General features: G+C 46.4%; 17 protein-coding genes. 8 read left to right on the forward strand and 9 right to left on the reverse strand.

Going from position 1 to position 15,097, the window contains the following annotated elements; translation table 11 throughout:
• Window positions 1-39: 39 nt before the first annotated feature.
• From ACPUEK_RS00630 to ACPUEK_RS00670, 9 genes are all read right to left on the reverse strand, one after another.
• Complete coding sequence (locus ACPUEK_RS00630; RefSeq protein WP_425641915.1) at window positions 40-843, reverse strand: HAD-IIB family hydrolase; 804 nt, start codon at window positions 841-843, stop codon at window positions 40-42.
• On the reverse strand, window positions 836-1,609 hold the full coding sequence (locus ACPUEK_RS00635; protein ID WP_067215459.1) for a DeoR/GlpR family DNA-binding transcription regulator: 774 nt from the start codon (window positions 1,607-1,609) through the stop codon (window positions 836-838). The genes ACPUEK_RS00630 and ACPUEK_RS00635 overlap by 8 nt, the downstream gene beginning before the upstream one ends.
• 1 nt (window position 1,610) lies before the next feature.
• Window positions 1,611-2,339 (reverse strand): glycerophosphoryl diester phosphodiesterase, encoded by a 729-nt coding sequence (locus ACPUEK_RS00640; protein WP_425641916.1) that lies wholly within the window; start codon window positions 2,337-2,339, stop codon window positions 1,611-1,613.
• Window positions 2,336-3,412, reverse strand: a complete 1,077-nt coding sequence (locus ACPUEK_RS00645; RefSeq protein WP_067030021.1) for a sn-glycerol-3-phosphate import ATP-binding protein UgpC — start codon at window positions 3,410-3,412, stop codon at window positions 2,336-2,338. Before ACPUEK_RS00645 ends, ACPUEK_RS00640 begins: the two co-directional genes overlap by 4 nt.
• 1 nt (window position 3,413) lies before the next feature.
• Entirely contained in the window at window positions 3,414-4,256 is an 843-nt protein-coding gene (gene ugpE / locus ACPUEK_RS00650; RefSeq protein WP_067030018.1) for a sn-glycerol-3-phosphate ABC transporter permease UgpE, read from the reverse strand.
• On the reverse strand, window positions 4,256-5,131 hold the full coding sequence (ugpA, locus tag ACPUEK_RS00655) for a sn-glycerol-3-phosphate ABC transporter permease UgpA (protein ID WP_067030016.1): 876 nt from the start codon (window positions 5,129-5,131) through the stop codon (window positions 4,256-4,258). Before ugpA ends, ugpE begins: the two co-directional genes overlap by 1 nt.
• Before the next feature lie 89 nt (window positions 5,132-5,220).
• Window positions 5,221-6,519: a sn-glycerol-3-phosphate ABC transporter substrate-binding protein UgpB gene (gene ugpB / locus ACPUEK_RS00660; protein WP_425641918.1), complete on the reverse strand. Its 1,299-nt coding sequence runs from the start codon at window positions 6,517-6,519 to the stop codon at window positions 5,221-5,223.
• Between the two features lie 194 nt (window positions 6,520-6,713).
• Entirely contained in the window at window positions 6,714-7,052 is a 339-nt protein-coding gene (locus ACPUEK_RS00665) for a hypothetical protein (RefSeq protein WP_425641919.1), read from the reverse strand.
• A gap of 3 nt (window positions 7,053-7,055) precedes the next feature.
• A complete protein-coding gene (locus tag ACPUEK_RS00670; protein ID WP_425641920.1) occupies window positions 7,056-7,631 on the reverse strand; it encodes a DUF502 domain-containing protein in 576 nt (191 codons plus the stop codon).
• A gap of 93 nt (window positions 7,632-7,724) precedes the next feature.
• Here ACPUEK_RS00670 and ACPUEK_RS00675 point away from each other — a divergent pair, with 93 nt between their 5' ends.
• The 8 genes from ACPUEK_RS00675 to ACPUEK_RS00710 all read left to right on the forward strand — a co-directional run bounded on the left by ACPUEK_RS00675 (window position 7,725) and on the right by ACPUEK_RS00710 (window position 14,931).
• On the forward strand, window positions 7,725-8,717 hold the full coding sequence (locus ACPUEK_RS00675; protein ID WP_425641921.1) for a LysR family transcriptional regulator: 993 nt from the start codon (window positions 7,725-7,727) through the stop codon (window positions 8,715-8,717).
• Between the two features lie 92 nt (window positions 8,718-8,809).
• Window positions 8,810-9,610, forward strand: a complete 801-nt coding sequence (locus ACPUEK_RS00680) for a putative hydro-lyase (protein WP_425641922.1) — start codon at window positions 8,810-8,812, stop codon at window positions 9,608-9,610.
• A 102-nt stretch (window positions 9,611-9,712) separates the two neighbouring features.
• Window positions 9,713-10,675, forward strand: coding sequence for a TRAP transporter substrate-binding protein (locus tag ACPUEK_RS00685; protein ID WP_425641923.1), 963 nt, complete (start codon window positions 9,713-9,715; stop codon window positions 10,673-10,675).
• A gap of 55 nt (window positions 10,676-10,730) precedes the next feature.
• Entirely contained in the window at window positions 10,731-11,246 is a 516-nt protein-coding gene (locus tag ACPUEK_RS00690; protein WP_425641924.1) for a TRAP transporter small permease, read from the forward strand.
• Between the two features lie 2 nt (window positions 11,247-11,248).
• Window positions 11,249-12,556, forward strand: a complete 1,308-nt coding sequence (locus ACPUEK_RS00695) for a TRAP transporter large permease (protein ID WP_425641925.1) — start codon at window positions 11,249-11,251, stop codon at window positions 12,554-12,556.
• Window positions 12,557-12,570: 14 nt separating this feature from the next.
• Entirely contained in the window at window positions 12,571-13,305 is a 735-nt protein-coding gene (locus ACPUEK_RS00700; protein ID WP_425641926.1) for a 5-oxoprolinase subunit PxpA, read from the forward strand.
• Between the two features lie 2 nt (window positions 13,306-13,307).
• Window positions 13,308-14,018 (forward strand): 5-oxoprolinase subunit PxpB, encoded by a 711-nt coding sequence (pxpB, locus tag ACPUEK_RS00705; protein WP_425641927.1) that lies wholly within the window; start codon window positions 13,308-13,310, stop codon window positions 14,016-14,018.
• The gene (locus ACPUEK_RS00710; RefSeq protein WP_425641928.1) at window positions 14,008-14,931 is read left to right on the forward strand and encodes a biotin-dependent carboxyltransferase family protein; all 924 of its coding nucleotides are present in this window, start codon (window positions 14,008-14,010) and stop codon (window positions 14,929-14,931) included. The genes pxpB and ACPUEK_RS00710 overlap by 11 nt, the downstream gene beginning before the upstream one ends.
• The last annotated feature ends 166 nt before the right edge of the window (window positions 14,932-15,097 follow it).

Raw genomic sequence — 15,097 nt, forward strand, 5'->3', positions numbered from 1 at the left:
TCTAGATCTATAAAAAGCGCTGCATGATGCAGCGTTTTTTTATGGACGGCTGGTGAGCACTTTTTCAGCCAACTCCGCAAACCCAGCGCCCCCAGCCCCATTGGTAATAAAACGAGGCAAATGGGTCAACGTATCCAAATGGGGGGCGATATTAGCCACCCCAACGCTTAGCGGAAACTGAGCAAACATACTTTCGTCATTAGGCGCATCGCCAACATACAGCACGCATTCTTTTGCCGCCTTCCTAGAAACACCAAAGAATTCGGTTAAAACACGCTCAGTCATCGCGTATTTATCCACCCCTTTTTGGCAAATATTAATGTGAATCGAAGAGGCTTTTGCATTTAATCCAAGAGTCAGCAAATCGGCTAGCAATGCCTCTTTTTCTTGAGTCGCCGGTGGAACGATGTCCTGCGCATAATCAATCGCTACGTCGGTTAGTCGAAACTGCTGATCTTTCGTCAATGACAGGGCAGAAAATCGTTTCAATCGAGGCTGTATCAGCGCCAGCAATTCGGCCTGCTGTGCGCGCATAGCGGCTTCATCGTTGAAATAATGGTACTGCACAGAACGCTGACTCGGCTGTAAAAACACCCCACCCCCTTCACTGATGACACCCGCAATTGGCAAGACTCGAACCATCATATCTGACCATCCGGCACAACCACCGGTAACCGGAATCACGTGTATGCCCGCCGCCTCAAGATCGTATAGTGCCTGTAACGTCACTGCAGGTAAGCGGCCATGCAGTGTTAACGTGTCATCAAAGTCAGTAAAAAGGTATCGCACCTGCCGCAATACAGAGGCGTCCAACCACTCTAACGGCTGCGGGCTGTTACTCACCTGTAGCCTCCTTTGCTGATATTAAACGCACCCCTTGTGCTTCAAGTAGCTGTTGTCGTGGGGCTGAAATATCATCCGTAAACAGCATTTCGACTTGTTCAAAACCCGCCACCCGTGCACTGGCTTTTCGCCCCCATTTGTATTGGTCCGCAACCAATAAAACATGGCGACTTTGTTCAATCAACGTTCGACTTAAATTGGCTTCGTCTGGATCAAAGTCCAGCACACCAAAACGCTCATGCAACCCACCACAGCCCAAAATACCATAGTCAAAGACATACTTACGCATACTTTCAATGGTGTCTGACCCAACTAGGTCACAATGACGATGACGCATACTTCCCGCGGTCATATGAACAGACGTTTGCGGTGTCAGCGCAAAGATAGTCGCCACCGTAAGATTATTGGTAAATACTTTTAGGTCTTGATGTTTCAGCAACGCTTTAGCGACAAATTCGACGGTGGTCCCCACGCCCAAAAATACCGAGGCACCATTTGGGATAACATCTGCTACCTGCGCTGCGATCAACTGCTTCGCATCGCTGTTCAAAAACTGACGATTGGCAAACGACAGATTCTCTGCCGTCGATACGGGGGCAATACCACCATGTTGACGACGCACTAAATGTTTTTCCGCCAACTGATTAATGTCTTTACGAATGGTTTGCGAAGACACACCAAAGCGTTCAACCATTTCTTCTACTGGTAGCAAGTCGCATTGCTGTACCCAATTTAAAATATGCTGCTGACGTTCATTTAGGTTCAAACTACGACTCCAAGTGCATGAACTGATTTGGATCATCGGTGATGATCGTGTCCATTCCCCAGTCCCAATGCCGCTCGACAAGATGCGCCTCATTGGCTGTATAGCACAACAACTTATAGCCCGCGGACTTCACGGCACGAGCCTGTTGCTCAGTGAGTACTGCGTAATAGCAATTCAAACTAAAGGCTTCAATAGCCGCCAGCTTAAGCAGCCAATCACTCGGCACGTCTTCAACTAAGTAGCCAAGATGTCGCTGTTTATCTTCGCGATAACAGATCTGTAAAGCCTCATAGTTAAAACTTGAAATCATCAATTTGTCGTTATCCTGCCAACGTTCTGACAGCACTGCTAATATAGGCGGTACAACCCGCTCCACATCGGCGTCTTCGTATTTGATTTCCAGATTCAAGCCAAGTCCGAGTACTTGGATGCAATCAATGGCTTGCTCAAGGGTTGGTACTTTTTCACCATCGTGCTCAGCCCCAAACCACGAGCCGGCATCCAGTGACAACATTGTTTCCAAGTTCGCTTCTAATGTATTTCCAAAGCCATTCGTACAGCGCTCTAAAGTATGATCGTGAAAAATGATCAAGCCACCTTGAGCAATGGGATACACATCAATCTCCACCCACTTTACCCCCGTCGCCGCCGCGGCTCGGATCGAGGCAAGGGTATTTTCAGGCGCCAATAATGCCGCACCACGATGCCCCATCACTTTGGTCAACTTCATAGTGGTTCAATCCTCTTCGTTGTTTCTGCATCAAATACATGCCACGCCTGTTGTGGCACTCTTAAACCAATGGGCTGCCCAATATCTGGTGCGTGATTACCCGACAAACGCACCACAAATGGGTATTGCTTATCTTCACTGATTTTTACCGAGCCATGAATCAATGTTTCTGCGCCCAGCGCTTCTACGGCTTTTACCTGTAGGCTCAAGTCGGCGTCCTGCAAGGGTACGATATCAACATGCTCTGGACGAATGCCCCACATGACTTTATCCGTGGAAAACTGTGGACAAGCTAGCTGACTGTCCACACCTAACTGCAAAACCCCATTTTCTATCGAACTGGGGATAAGATTCATCGACGGTGAACCAATAAACTGCGCCACAAATGTCGAGGCTGGACGTTCGTATAACGCCATGGGAGTACCCACTTGCTCTGCATGGCCTTTATTTAGCACCACCAATCGATCCGCGAGGGTCATCGCCTCCACTTGATCATGGGTCACATATAAAGTCGTCGTCCCTAATTTACGCTGTAACTCACGAATTTCAACGCGCATCTGCACTCGCAATTTAGCATCTAAGTTAGACAAAGGTTCATCGAACAGAAACACCTTAGGGTCACGTACCATCGCGCGTCCCATGGCCACACGTTGACGCTGTCCACCAGACAGCTGTCGAGGTTTACGCGTGAGTAGCTCTTCCAACCCCAGCATCTGCGCGACGGCATTCACTTTGGTTTCAATCTCTGATTTTGGCTCACCACGATTCTTTAAGCCATAGGCCATGTTGTCATAGACCGACATATGTGGGTACAAAGCGTAATTTTGGAACACCATTGCGATGTCTCGCTCTGCAGGCTCTTTGTGATTGACCTGATCACCTTTAATCAGTAAATCGCCTTGGCTGATACTTTCAAGTCCTGCAACCATGCGTAACAAGGTTGATTTACCGCAACCAGACGGACCCACTAAGACAATAAACTCCCCTTCTTCGATGGTTAAATCGATGCTTGGGATGGCTTGGTAGCCGTTGGCGTATGTTTTACCGATATTTCTAAGTACTAAATCTGACACTTTACTTCTCCGCGTCTACCAAACCTTTCACAAATAACTTCTGCATGCCAATAACGACCAGCACTGGTGGAATCATCGCCAGCAACGTCGACACCATGACTTTATTCCACTCAATATCGCCATCCGGCACGGACAGCATACGCTTCACGCTCATCACCAACGTGTAGTAAGCATCATCCGTGGTCACGATCAGCGGCCACAAATACTGGTTCCAACCATAAATAAACAAAATCACAAACAGCGCCGCAATATTGGTGCGCGACATTGGCAATAAAATATCGAAGAAGAAACGAATGGGGCCTGCGCCATCAATGCGCGCAGCTTCGACTAATTCCCCGGGAATACTCATAAAACACTGACGAAACAGAAAGGTAGCGGTGGCACTGGCAATAAGTGGCAGCGTTAGACCGGTATAGCTATTCAGTAAGTTAAGATTGGCGACGACTTCATAGGTCGGCACAATGCGGACTTCTACAGGCAGCATCAAGGTAAAAAAGATCACCCAAAACGCCAAGCCGCGAAATGGGAAGCGGAAGAATACAATCGCGTAGGCAGACAACAACGAAATCGCAATTTTGCCAAACGTAATACCAAGCGCCATGATCAATGAGTTCAAGGTCATACGCAGCACTTGCGAAGCCTGTCCCTCTTTTCCAATCAACACCTGATGCCAATTAGCGAACGCTTGATCTCCAAACCACAACGGAATATGGCCAACACCAAACGCGTTGGCAGGATGAGTAGAGGCGACAATCGCCACCCAGACCGGCAATGCGACCACTAACACGCCTAGAATCAAAACGAGATGACTGAAACCGGTCAGCCAAGGACGGTTTTCAATCATTAGTACTGCACCTTACGTTCAATATAGCGAAACTGCACCACCGTCATCAGCCCAACAATGACCATTAGCACAACAGATTGTGCCGCAGAGCTGCCCAAATCCAGGCCAACAAACCCATCGTTGAAGACTTTGTAGACCATGGTCGTGGTACTTTGCCCAGGCCCTCCTTGCGTGGTGGCGTCAATCACACCGAACGTTTCAAAAAAGGCATACACCAAATTAACCACCAATAAGAAGAAAGTCGTGGGCGATAACAATGGAAACACAATGTCCCAAAATCGTTTGGTCGGGCCTGCGCCATCGATCGCCGCGGCCTCAATCAAAGACCGAGGAATGGCCTGTAAACCAGCGAGAAAAAATAAGAAGTTGTAACTGATTTGTTTCCACGTGGCAGAAATCACCACCAATATCATCGCCTGATCGCCATTCACAAAGTGGTTCCAATCGATACCGATGGATTCTAATAGTAAGGCCATGGGCCCCATGCTTGGATCGAATAAAATCCACCACAAAACACCCGCCAATGCGGGGGCCACGGCATAAGGCCAAATCAACAAAGTTTGGTACACCATCGCGCCACGAATCACCCGATCCGCCATGACTGCGAGCCAAAGTGCCACCGCAAGGCCTAAAAAAGCCACCGAAAAGCTGAACACCATGGTGGTTTTGAGTGATGCGAAATACTCTGAGCTAGTAAGCAACTCAGTAAAGTTATCTAAGCCAACAAAATCACGGCTTAAACCGAAGGCATCTTCTTGATAAAACGCTTGCTCAACCGCTTGTCCTGCGGGCCATAAGAAGAAGATAGCCGTCACCACTAACTGCGGCATCAGCAGCAGATAGGGCAGAAGTTTTTGAGGAAAATACACCGACATAAAAAGACTCAACCAGTCACTAAACAGAAGACACGCAATAACAGCCTCCCCACTGTAGGGGAGGCTATCTCATAGAGAGGCCGTGATGACTAGTCGTTCGCTTTTTCGAACTTACGTAGCAAAGCGTTACCACGCTTAACAGCCGCGTCCAATGCAACTTGAGCGGTTTTATCGCCTGCCCATACCGCTTCTAGTTCTTCATTGATGATGTCACGGACCTGAACGAAGTTACCCAAACGTAAGCCTTTCGAGTTTTCTGTCGGCTCAACGGAAGTCATCTGTTTTACCGCGACGTCTGTACCAGGGTTTGCCGCATAAAAGCCTTGCCCTTTGGTCAGCTCATAAGCCGCTTGTGTGATAGGTAAGTAACCTGAGAATTGGTGCCAATCAGCTTGCATATCAGCACGCGATAGGAAATTCAAGAAGGTTGCGACACCTTGGTACTGCTCTTCACTTTTACCTTGTAGCACCCATAATGATGCGCCACCGATAATCGTGTTTTGTGGTGTCTCGATTTGCTCGGCATTGTAAGGCAACTGTGCTACACCAAAGTCAAACGAGGCATTGCGTTTCATACCAGCGTAACCCGCTGAAGAGCCCATAAACATTGAACATTCTTGACTATAGAATTTAGGCGCAGAGTCGCTGCGGCGGCCACCATAACTGAAAATGCCGTTTTGCTGCCATTCACGCATTTTTTCAATGTGCGCGACTTGAGCAGGACGGTTAAACACAAACTCCGTGTCCATTCCGGCAAAACCGTTGGCCTGAGTGGCAAACGGAATATTGTGACGTGCGCTGAAGTTCTCTAATTGAATCCATGATTGCCAAGACGTTGTGAAACCACACTCGACACCACTGTCTAACAGTTTTTGCGAGACGGTTTCCATTTCTTGCCACGTTTTCGGTGCGCTCACGCCAGCTTTTTCAAATTGCTCTTTGTTGTAGTACAACACTGGCGTCGAGCTGTTAAATGGCATCGACAGCATATTGCCATCTTCATCCGTATAATAACCTGTGACAGCACTTAGGTAATCGTCTTGGATGAACGGCTGCCCTGTTTCGCGCATCAGTTTGTATACTGGGTAAATCGCACCTTCTGCCGCCATCATGCTAGCAGTCCCCACTTCAAATACTTGAACCAACGCTGGCTGCTGCTTCGCGCGAAATGCGGCAATCGCAGAAGTCATGGTTTCGGTGTAGTTGCCTTTGTATACCGGCTTCACTTCATAAGCATCTTGTGCCTGATTGAACGCTTCCGCCATCTCGACAACTTTCTCACCATTAGCACCACCCATTGCGTGCCACCACTCAATTTGTGTGGCTGAAAATGCAGACCCAGACACCGCTAAACCAACGGCCGTAGAAACTAACGCTAACTTGTTCATGGTACGTAATCCTCGTATCAAAACTAAAATATGAAAGAATAAAAGCATCAAACGAGGGGTACATTACGACAAATATATGTCACTTTGATGGCAAAAACATTCAAACGAAACCTAAAAAACATTCAAATGAAACAAAGCATTTTTTTCAGACATAAAAAAACCCGCTAATTGCGGGTTTTTACTGCTCATTCAAATTATGCGAAATCTCGCAGTATCACTTCAATTTCTTGCTTTTTCTGTCGTGATTTAACGAAGTTAGCAATGACCGATGCTGCCGTAATACCAATTAAGGCTGATAACATATCGTCATTGCCATAACTGACAATAAAGCTGTAAATCAGTAATAGGCTTCCAATGATCAAAATGAGAGGTTGATACGACACTTTTAGCGCGCCCGTCTTGTCATTCTGAACGATGGTGACGCCATAGAAAGAGCCCAGCGAGCCAACATATATGCGTCGCGGAAAGGTTTTTAACTTGGCCGGATAGCCTTTTTCTTCTAGTAATTCCGTCAGTTGTTCTAATTGCATCATAATTTATTTCTTCGATTGTACGCCACCGGTTACGGCTATGCGCATGCCTTCTTCCATCGTGACATCCAGCGGCGTCAGTTTTTCACGTGAAACATAAACTGTCATTCCGCCGATCTGATAACTCAAAGGTAAATAGACCCCAACTAAGTTTTGATCACCAAACAAACGCTGCCCCATTTTCTCGCCAGTCACAAAACCAATCAATTGCATACCTTGAATCTCCAAGGACACGACACTTTGCTGCTCAGTTTTTTTTGACAAACTGAACACGGTCATCATGTCTTGTAAAGCACCATAAATGGACTTTACAAGTGGGATCTTTTCAAACAAGCGCTGGCTTAACTTCATTAGGTAACGGATACCGTAAAAGTTCACTACGAGCCCGACCACCGCCAACATCAGCAAGCTGGTTAAAACACCAAGACCTGGGAAATAATAATTTGTTGGCCATACCATTAACACCAGAGGACGCGCTAATTCTTCCGCGGTGACAAACAGCCAATAAATAAAGTAGATCGTTAGACCGATTGGTAAGACTGCCACCAGCCCTTTCAATACTAAGGAAAAGAGTTTGTTCATTGTATTCTCCAAACAATTATTGAGAGCATACAAAAGCCATTCCAACATAGATAGATAAGGGCTAAGGAAAAGCTCAGTAAAAGACTCAACTTTGTGTCAGCGACTTACTTCTTGTTGCTTAAACGTTTGCTGAGTAAGCTGACAGCAGATGCAGATATTGGAGATCAAAAAGTGAATTATAAACGTCTAGAAACCTTTATATGGGTGGCCACATTAGGCAGTTTTCGTAAAACAGCCGAGCATATGTACACCACTCAGCCAGCCATTTCGGCACGTATCTCGGCATTAGAGTCTGAGTTAGGTGTCAAACTCTTTACACGAGAAGGAGGCTCTAGTCCAATTGTTTTAACCTCAAAGGGCAAAGAGTTGTTGCCCTATGTGGAAAAAATTCTTTTCCAATCTGAACAACTTCGCAAACGGGCTGAATCCACCTCAGCCTACTCAGGGTTATTGCGTTTAGGCGTATCAGAAACCATCGTAAACACTTGGCTCCCTAAGTTTTTAGCTCGAATTCACGCCGATATGCCCAACCTGGACGTAGAGATGACTGTTGATGTAACCAGCACCTTAGCCAGTGGCGTCAAAGATCACTCCATTGATTTAGGCCTTCTAATGGGGCCTATTTCAGAGCCTAGCATCGTTAACTTGGAACTCAATACTTATCAGCTTTCTTGGTTTGCCAGCCCAGATCTAGGACTACCTAACCGATTGTTCTACCTAGAAGAGTTAGCTAAATGGCCAATCATCACCTACGCACGAAATACGAAACCCTATGCTGAAATTAACCAGAAATTTCGAGATTTAGATAACGCAACTGCACGCTTTTTTGCTTCATCTTCACTTGCGGCTTGTCGGAGTATGGCAATAGATGCCGTTGGGATTGCTACGCTTCCAGATACCCTTGTGCAAAAAGAATTGGTCTCTGGTGAACTACAAAAAGTACGTTCCATTTGGCAGCCCAATGCTTTGCGCTTTACCGCCTCCTATTCTGATGACCCATTCAACCCAATTTCAGAAAAAGCAGCTTCAATCGCTCAAGAAATTGCCTGTAGTTTCCATAAAATACAGCTTGATAAAAATAATTGATCAAAAACCTCAAAAAAACACGATTAGACTTTTCATAGGGAGTGCTTCTAATCTTGGTCTAACTCAAGTGTGACAGAAATTAGGAAGACCACATGTCTCAGTCAACATTCACCACACAATCATCAGCCTATGCATTACGTCAATCCATACGACGTAATGCCCATATTGGCTCTACAAGTGGTTTAGCTGAGGGATTTGTACAAGGCAACGTAGTGATTCTTCCGGTCGAGTTCGCGAATGAATTCTTGACATACTGCCAACTCAACCCTGTTTCCTGTCCATTAATTGCGGTCTCAGAGGCTGGGCAACACACTATGCCCACGCTAGGTCATGATATCGATATGCGCTTCGACCTTCCTGAGTACCTCATGTATGAAAATGGTAGTTTGATCGGATCTTACCAAGATATTGAGTCTTTTTGGCGGCTTGATTTAGTAACGTTTGTTCTTGGATGTTCATTTTCTTTCGAGCATGCCCTTACGGCAGAAGGTCTAATGCCTAGAAACATAGAGCAAGGCTGCAATGTCTCGATGTTCACAACAACACTGCCAACCACGACAAGCGGTCGCTTCCATGGCTATACCGTTGTAACAATGCGACCTTACACAAAAGCGAACGCGAAACGCGCTATTCAAATTACTAAACGTTTTCCTAAGGCTCATGGCGCTCCGATCCACATTGGCGACCCATCCATCATTGGTATTGCGGATTTAAGCCAGCCAGACTTCGGTGATCCGGTTCTCTTAAAAGAAGATGAAGTCCCTGTCTTTTGGGCTTGCGGAGTAACGCCACAGTTGGCAATTAAAAACGCTAAACCGCCAATTTGTTTCACTCATGCCCCTGGAAAAATGCTGGTCACAGACCTTTTGGACAGTGACTTAGCTAATTTATAACCCTGATCCATTTTTCATTTCCTCCTCCCCCTTGCTGTAGCAGTTAAGGGTGAATTGTTACAACCAAAATAACATTAAACCTAGAATATAAAGGAACATAAGATGAAAAAACTGACGACTGCTTTAATGCTCAGTAGCGTTATCGCTGCACCAGCTTTTGCTCAAACCTGGCACATGCCCACACCATACGGTGATGGCAATTTATCTACTCAACTGGCCTACAGCTTTGCTGATGAGATTAAAAACTCCACTGCTGGCAACCTCGAAATAACCGTTCATCCTGGCGGTTCACTAGTGAATCACACCGAGATACCGCGAGCGGTTCGCTCTGGGCAAGTTCAGATGGGCGAAATCTTCTTGGGTATTTTAGGTAACGAAAACGCCATTTTTAAGCATGATAATATCCCTTTCCTCGCCACCACTTACAGTGATGCTGAAGCCTTATGGAAAGCCGCTAAGCCTGAAGTGAGCAAAACATTGGAAGAGCGAGGCTTACAGCTTCTTTATACCGTTGCTTGGCCAGCCCAAAGCTTATATTCAGAAATGCCCGTCAATCAGGTAAGCGACCTAAGTGGCGCCAAAATGCGTGCTTACAGCCCAACTCAATCTCGCTTAGCGGATCTAATGGGGACTGTTCCAACAACCATTCAGACACCTGACATCCCACAAGCCTTCAGCACCGGCATTATCCAAGCAATGATCACTTCTCCCTCAACAGGGGTTGAAAGCCAAGCATGGGATTATGTAAATCACTTTACTGATGTAAAAGCTTGGATTCCTAAAAATATTGTCGTCGTTAACAAACGAGCATTCCGTCGCCTCGATAAATCCACACAGGATGCCATTCTTGCGGCAGCTGAACGAGTAGAGAAAGAAGGCTGGGAGAAAGTGGCGGAGCGCGGAGAGAGCGATAAAGCAAAACTGGCGGAAGCGGGTATGCAAGTCGCAGAGCCTAGCGAGAAGTTAATGTCTGAACTGAAAGAAATCGGTCAAACCATCATTCAAGAATGGCAAGCGGAAGACCCTAATGCGGTCGGCGCAATTCTTAACAATTACCAGCATTAATACGCTGCTATAGGCCTCCCTATTACGGGAGGCCACTACTTTAATAGTGATCCCTATGAATACATTTAAAGATAACTGCTATCGACTATCAGGTTGGTTGTCGGGCTTATTTATCGTCGCCATAACATTGCTGCTTTTGGCGCAAATCATTGGCCGATTGTTTGGTTTTATTGTGCCTTCTGCTGAAGACTTTGCAGGATTCTGTTTGGCCGCGTCTACGTTTCTTGGCTTAGCCTATACGTTTCGCGAGGGTGGACATATCAGGGTAACTCTCGTTATCCAGCGATTGAAGCATGGCAAAAGAAGAGCACAAGAAGGTGTTGTTCTAAGTCTAGGTCTCGCTCTCTCAGGGTTTGTCGCCTACTCCTGCTGCTATATGGTCTTTGAGTCTTACATCTATGACGAAACATCTTATGGCTATATTCCGGTTCCTTTATGGATTCCCCAACTCACTGTGGCGATCGGAGCCATCGCCTTAACCCTAGCAGTATTTGATGCTTGGCTAAGTGTCATACGCGGAGATTCCCCCAACTACATGAAACATGAAGACTCTTTGTCCTTGGAGGAATAACGATGGATATGACACTTATTTCAATTATCCTCGCTGCTGTAATGTTAATACTGCTCGCATTCGGTGTCTGGGTATCTTTTACGCTAATTATTGTCGGTGCCCTTGGCTTATTACTGTCTGAGAACTTTCAAATTGGATTGCTGTTCTCTACTTCCTCATGGGGGGCAAGCACATCTTGGTCGCTAACAGCCTTACCTCTGTTCATTTGGATGGGAGAAATTCTTTTTCGAACGAGATTATCTGAGGACCTTTTTAAAGGCCTTTCTCCCTGGTTAAGTGGCGTGCCTGGTAAATTGTTCCACGTTAATATTTTGAGCTGCGGTATTTTTGCAGCAGTCTCCGGATCGTCTGCTGCAACAGCGGCTACCATTGGCCGAATGACCTTACCTGAGCTTAGAAAACAAGGTTATAGTGAGCGAATGGCCGTGGGGACATTAGCCGGTTCAGGAACACTTGGGTTATTAATTCCCCCATCAATCATTTTGATTGTCTATGGAGTCGCGGCAGAAGTATCGATTGCTCGCTTATTTATTGCAGGAGCACTGCCCGGCTTATTGTTAGTGTCATTGTTTATGGGCTACACCATGATCTGGGGGTTACTGCATAAAGACGAATTACCTCAGACAAAGGCCGAACACATAAGCTGGAGCACTCGCTTTAAAGCACTAAAGCAATTATTACCGGTTATGAGTTTAATCGGCTTCGTGCTGGGGTCTATTTATGGTGGCATCACAACACCGACGGAAGCCGCCGCCATTGGTGTCACTGGCGCAATTGTTATTGCCGCTGTAACGGGTTCACTCTCCTTAAACAGCTTTATTGATAGCCTAATGGGTGCAGTAAAAAGTGCTTGTATGATCATTTTCATCTTGATCGGTGCCCACTTTTTAACCTTGTCAATGGGCTTTCTCGGTATACCAAAAGAGTTGGCAGCATGGATTGGCGGCATGGATTTATCTCCAATGATGCTGATTTTCTATTTGACCATTCTTTTTGTCGTACTAGGCTGTTTCCTAGATGGAATATCCGTTGTCGTTCTCACGGTTGCCGTGATTTTACCAATGGTAGATACTGCCGGCATTGATTTATTGTGGTTTGGTATTTTTATTGTATTAGTTGTAGAAATGTCTCAGATAACTCCACCCGTAGGATTTAATCTATTTGTTATTCAATCACTTACAGGGAAAAACATTCTTTATGTTGCTCGCGCTGCTTTGCCATTTTTTTTATTGATCGCATTAGCTATCGCTTTGGTTACCCTATTTCCTGAGATTGTCACGTACCTCCCTACGACAATGTCCAAATCTTAACTCTGGAGTAAGTAATGAAATTAAACTGTGATATGGGCGAGGCTTTTGGCGCTTGGACAATGGGGCGAGACGAGGAGATTATGCCATTCATCGACCAAGCCAATATCGCCTGTGGTTTTCATGCGTCAGATCCACTGACGATGAGTAAGACTGTTGCACTGGCGAAACAATATAATGTCACCATAGGAGCGCATCCGGCCTATCCTGATTTGGTCGGCTTTGGTCGTCGTAATATGGACATCGCCCCCGCAGAGTTAAAAGTCCTTATTCAATACCAAATAGGTGCCTTGCAAGCGATCTGTCATGCTCAAGACACACACGTCACCTATGTCAAACCGCATGGCGCGCTGTACAACACGATGATGGCGAATTTTGCTGTCTTAGAAACCGTTATGCAGGCCGTCAGCGAACTCGATAGCTCACTCTCTTTAATGGTCATGGCGGTCCCTGAAGCTGAGCATGTCAAAGAGCTAGCAAAGAAATACAACTTGGGATTGTGGTTCGAAGCTTTTTCAGACCGCCTATACACCGAGGAAGGCCGCTTAACGCCACGCAAACAAAATAATGCGGTGCATAAAAATTTTGATTTAATTGAGCGACAAGTGCTCCAGCTTAGCAAGCATGGCAGCCTTATCACTGAATCAGGCAACGCATTAGACGTTCGTGCGGATACCATTTGTGTTCATGGGGATGGCGATCATGCTGTAGAAGCAGTACAGCGCATTCGAGCTGTTATCGGTGGTCAATAATCATGGATGACGCGTTAATCTTTCCCCCTAATGTCGATATGGTCAGTGATCACGCTTGCTTACTGACCTTCTCACACACGATCAGCAATGAGGTTGCCGATGTCATCGCAGCCGTCAGTAAAGCGTTGCGCGACTCTTTGGGTATAATCGACGTAGTACCGTCTTACACAACCCTTTTAGTCGTCTTTGATACAGACCACTTTGATCGCTTTAAAATCCTAAAACACATCCATGACATGACCGCTTTTATAGACCTTGAAAAGGTTTCACAGCAGGCACGAAAGGAAGTAGAAATTCCTGTTTATTATGGTTCCGATGTTGGACCAGACCTTGAAGACGTAGCCGCTCATTGTGGCTTATCGACCAATGAAGTCATTCAGCTGCATTGCGCAACGCGCTACCGTGCCTATGCGATTGGTTTTTCACCGGGCTTTGCCTTTTTAGGCAATGTTCCTGAAGCAATTCGTATGCCTAGAAAAACCACCCCACGACTCAAAGTACCACAAGGCAGTGTCGCCATCGCCGAACAACAAACGGCCGTTTACCCAAGCGTATCGCCTGGTGGCTGGCAAATACTCGGACGCACACCCGTTTCACTGGTCGACTGGGAGAGCGATAGTTTGGCTCTGATTCAAGTGGGTGATACCGTTCGCTTCAAGCCTATTTCTCGGGAAGACTTTTTGGCGCAAGGAGGACAGTTAGATGGCGTTTAAAGTAATCAAACCGGGCATGTTAGCCTTAGTTCAAGATCTAGGGCGTCATGGTTACCAGCACTTAGGCGTCACCACAGGCGGGCCAATGGACGAACTCGCCTTTCGTTGGGGCAATGCTTTACTCGATAATGACGACAACGCCGCGCAGATTGAAATCACCTTTGGTATGTTCACCTTGGAAGCACAAGCCCAAACCAGCATTGCCATTACTGGTGCAGATTTGGCAGCGACGTTAAACGATAAAAGTATTCTGTCGTGGCAGACCTACCAAATAAACAAGGGTGATGTTTTGGCCTTTCATCAGCCAACGTTCGGCTTACGCGCCTATTTAGCCGTGAAAGGCGGCTTCTTAATCAAGCCCGTACTGGGCAGTGTCGCGACTGTCATGCGAGAAAAAATCGGCGGCCTATCGGGTAAAGGGGATAAAATAGCAGCGGGCGATAGCCTACCTTTCCAAGAGACCACCTATCACAAGGCTCGTCATGTCCCTCGCCTTGCTATCCCAAATTACGATCAGGTCGAAATCGATGTGGTCACGGGCTATCAGTATCGCTATTTTTCAGGACTTGATCGAGCACGATTCTTTAGTAGCGAATACACCCTCAGTCAACATTGCGATCGTATGGGCTACCGTCTAGACGGTACCGCTATCGGTCGGAATCTCAAGGGAATCATCTCTGAAGGTATCGCCTATGGCGCCATTCAAGTCCCCAATGATGGCCAACCTATTGTGCTATTGAAGGACCGACAAACCATCGGTGGCTACCCAAAGATCGGTTGTGTGACGCACTGTTCAGGTGCTTTATTAGCTCAAAAAAAACCAGGCGAGCGCATTGGGTTCCGCTATGTAACGGTCGACCATGCCGAGCGTGAACGCCACTTACTGATGTCACGAATCAATCAATGGCGCTAATTTCAGCGCCTGCCTCTCTTTAATCCCATCTCCTTACAATACATGACATATTAACAGCCGAGATTTACATAAATTTTTTCTAAACTAGACTTTGAGCTATCGCATGTGAAAGGAATCGCCTCTTAACGTTTACTGACATACTGCCCCCATCCTTATCTTGAGGAGT

Origin of the sequence: Marinomonas gallaica (genome assembly GCF_049821165.1) — a bacterium.
In the GTDB taxonomy this organism is placed as follows: Bacteria; Pseudomonadota; Gammaproteobacteria; order Pseudomonadales; family Marinomonadaceae; genus Marinomonas; species Marinomonas gallaica.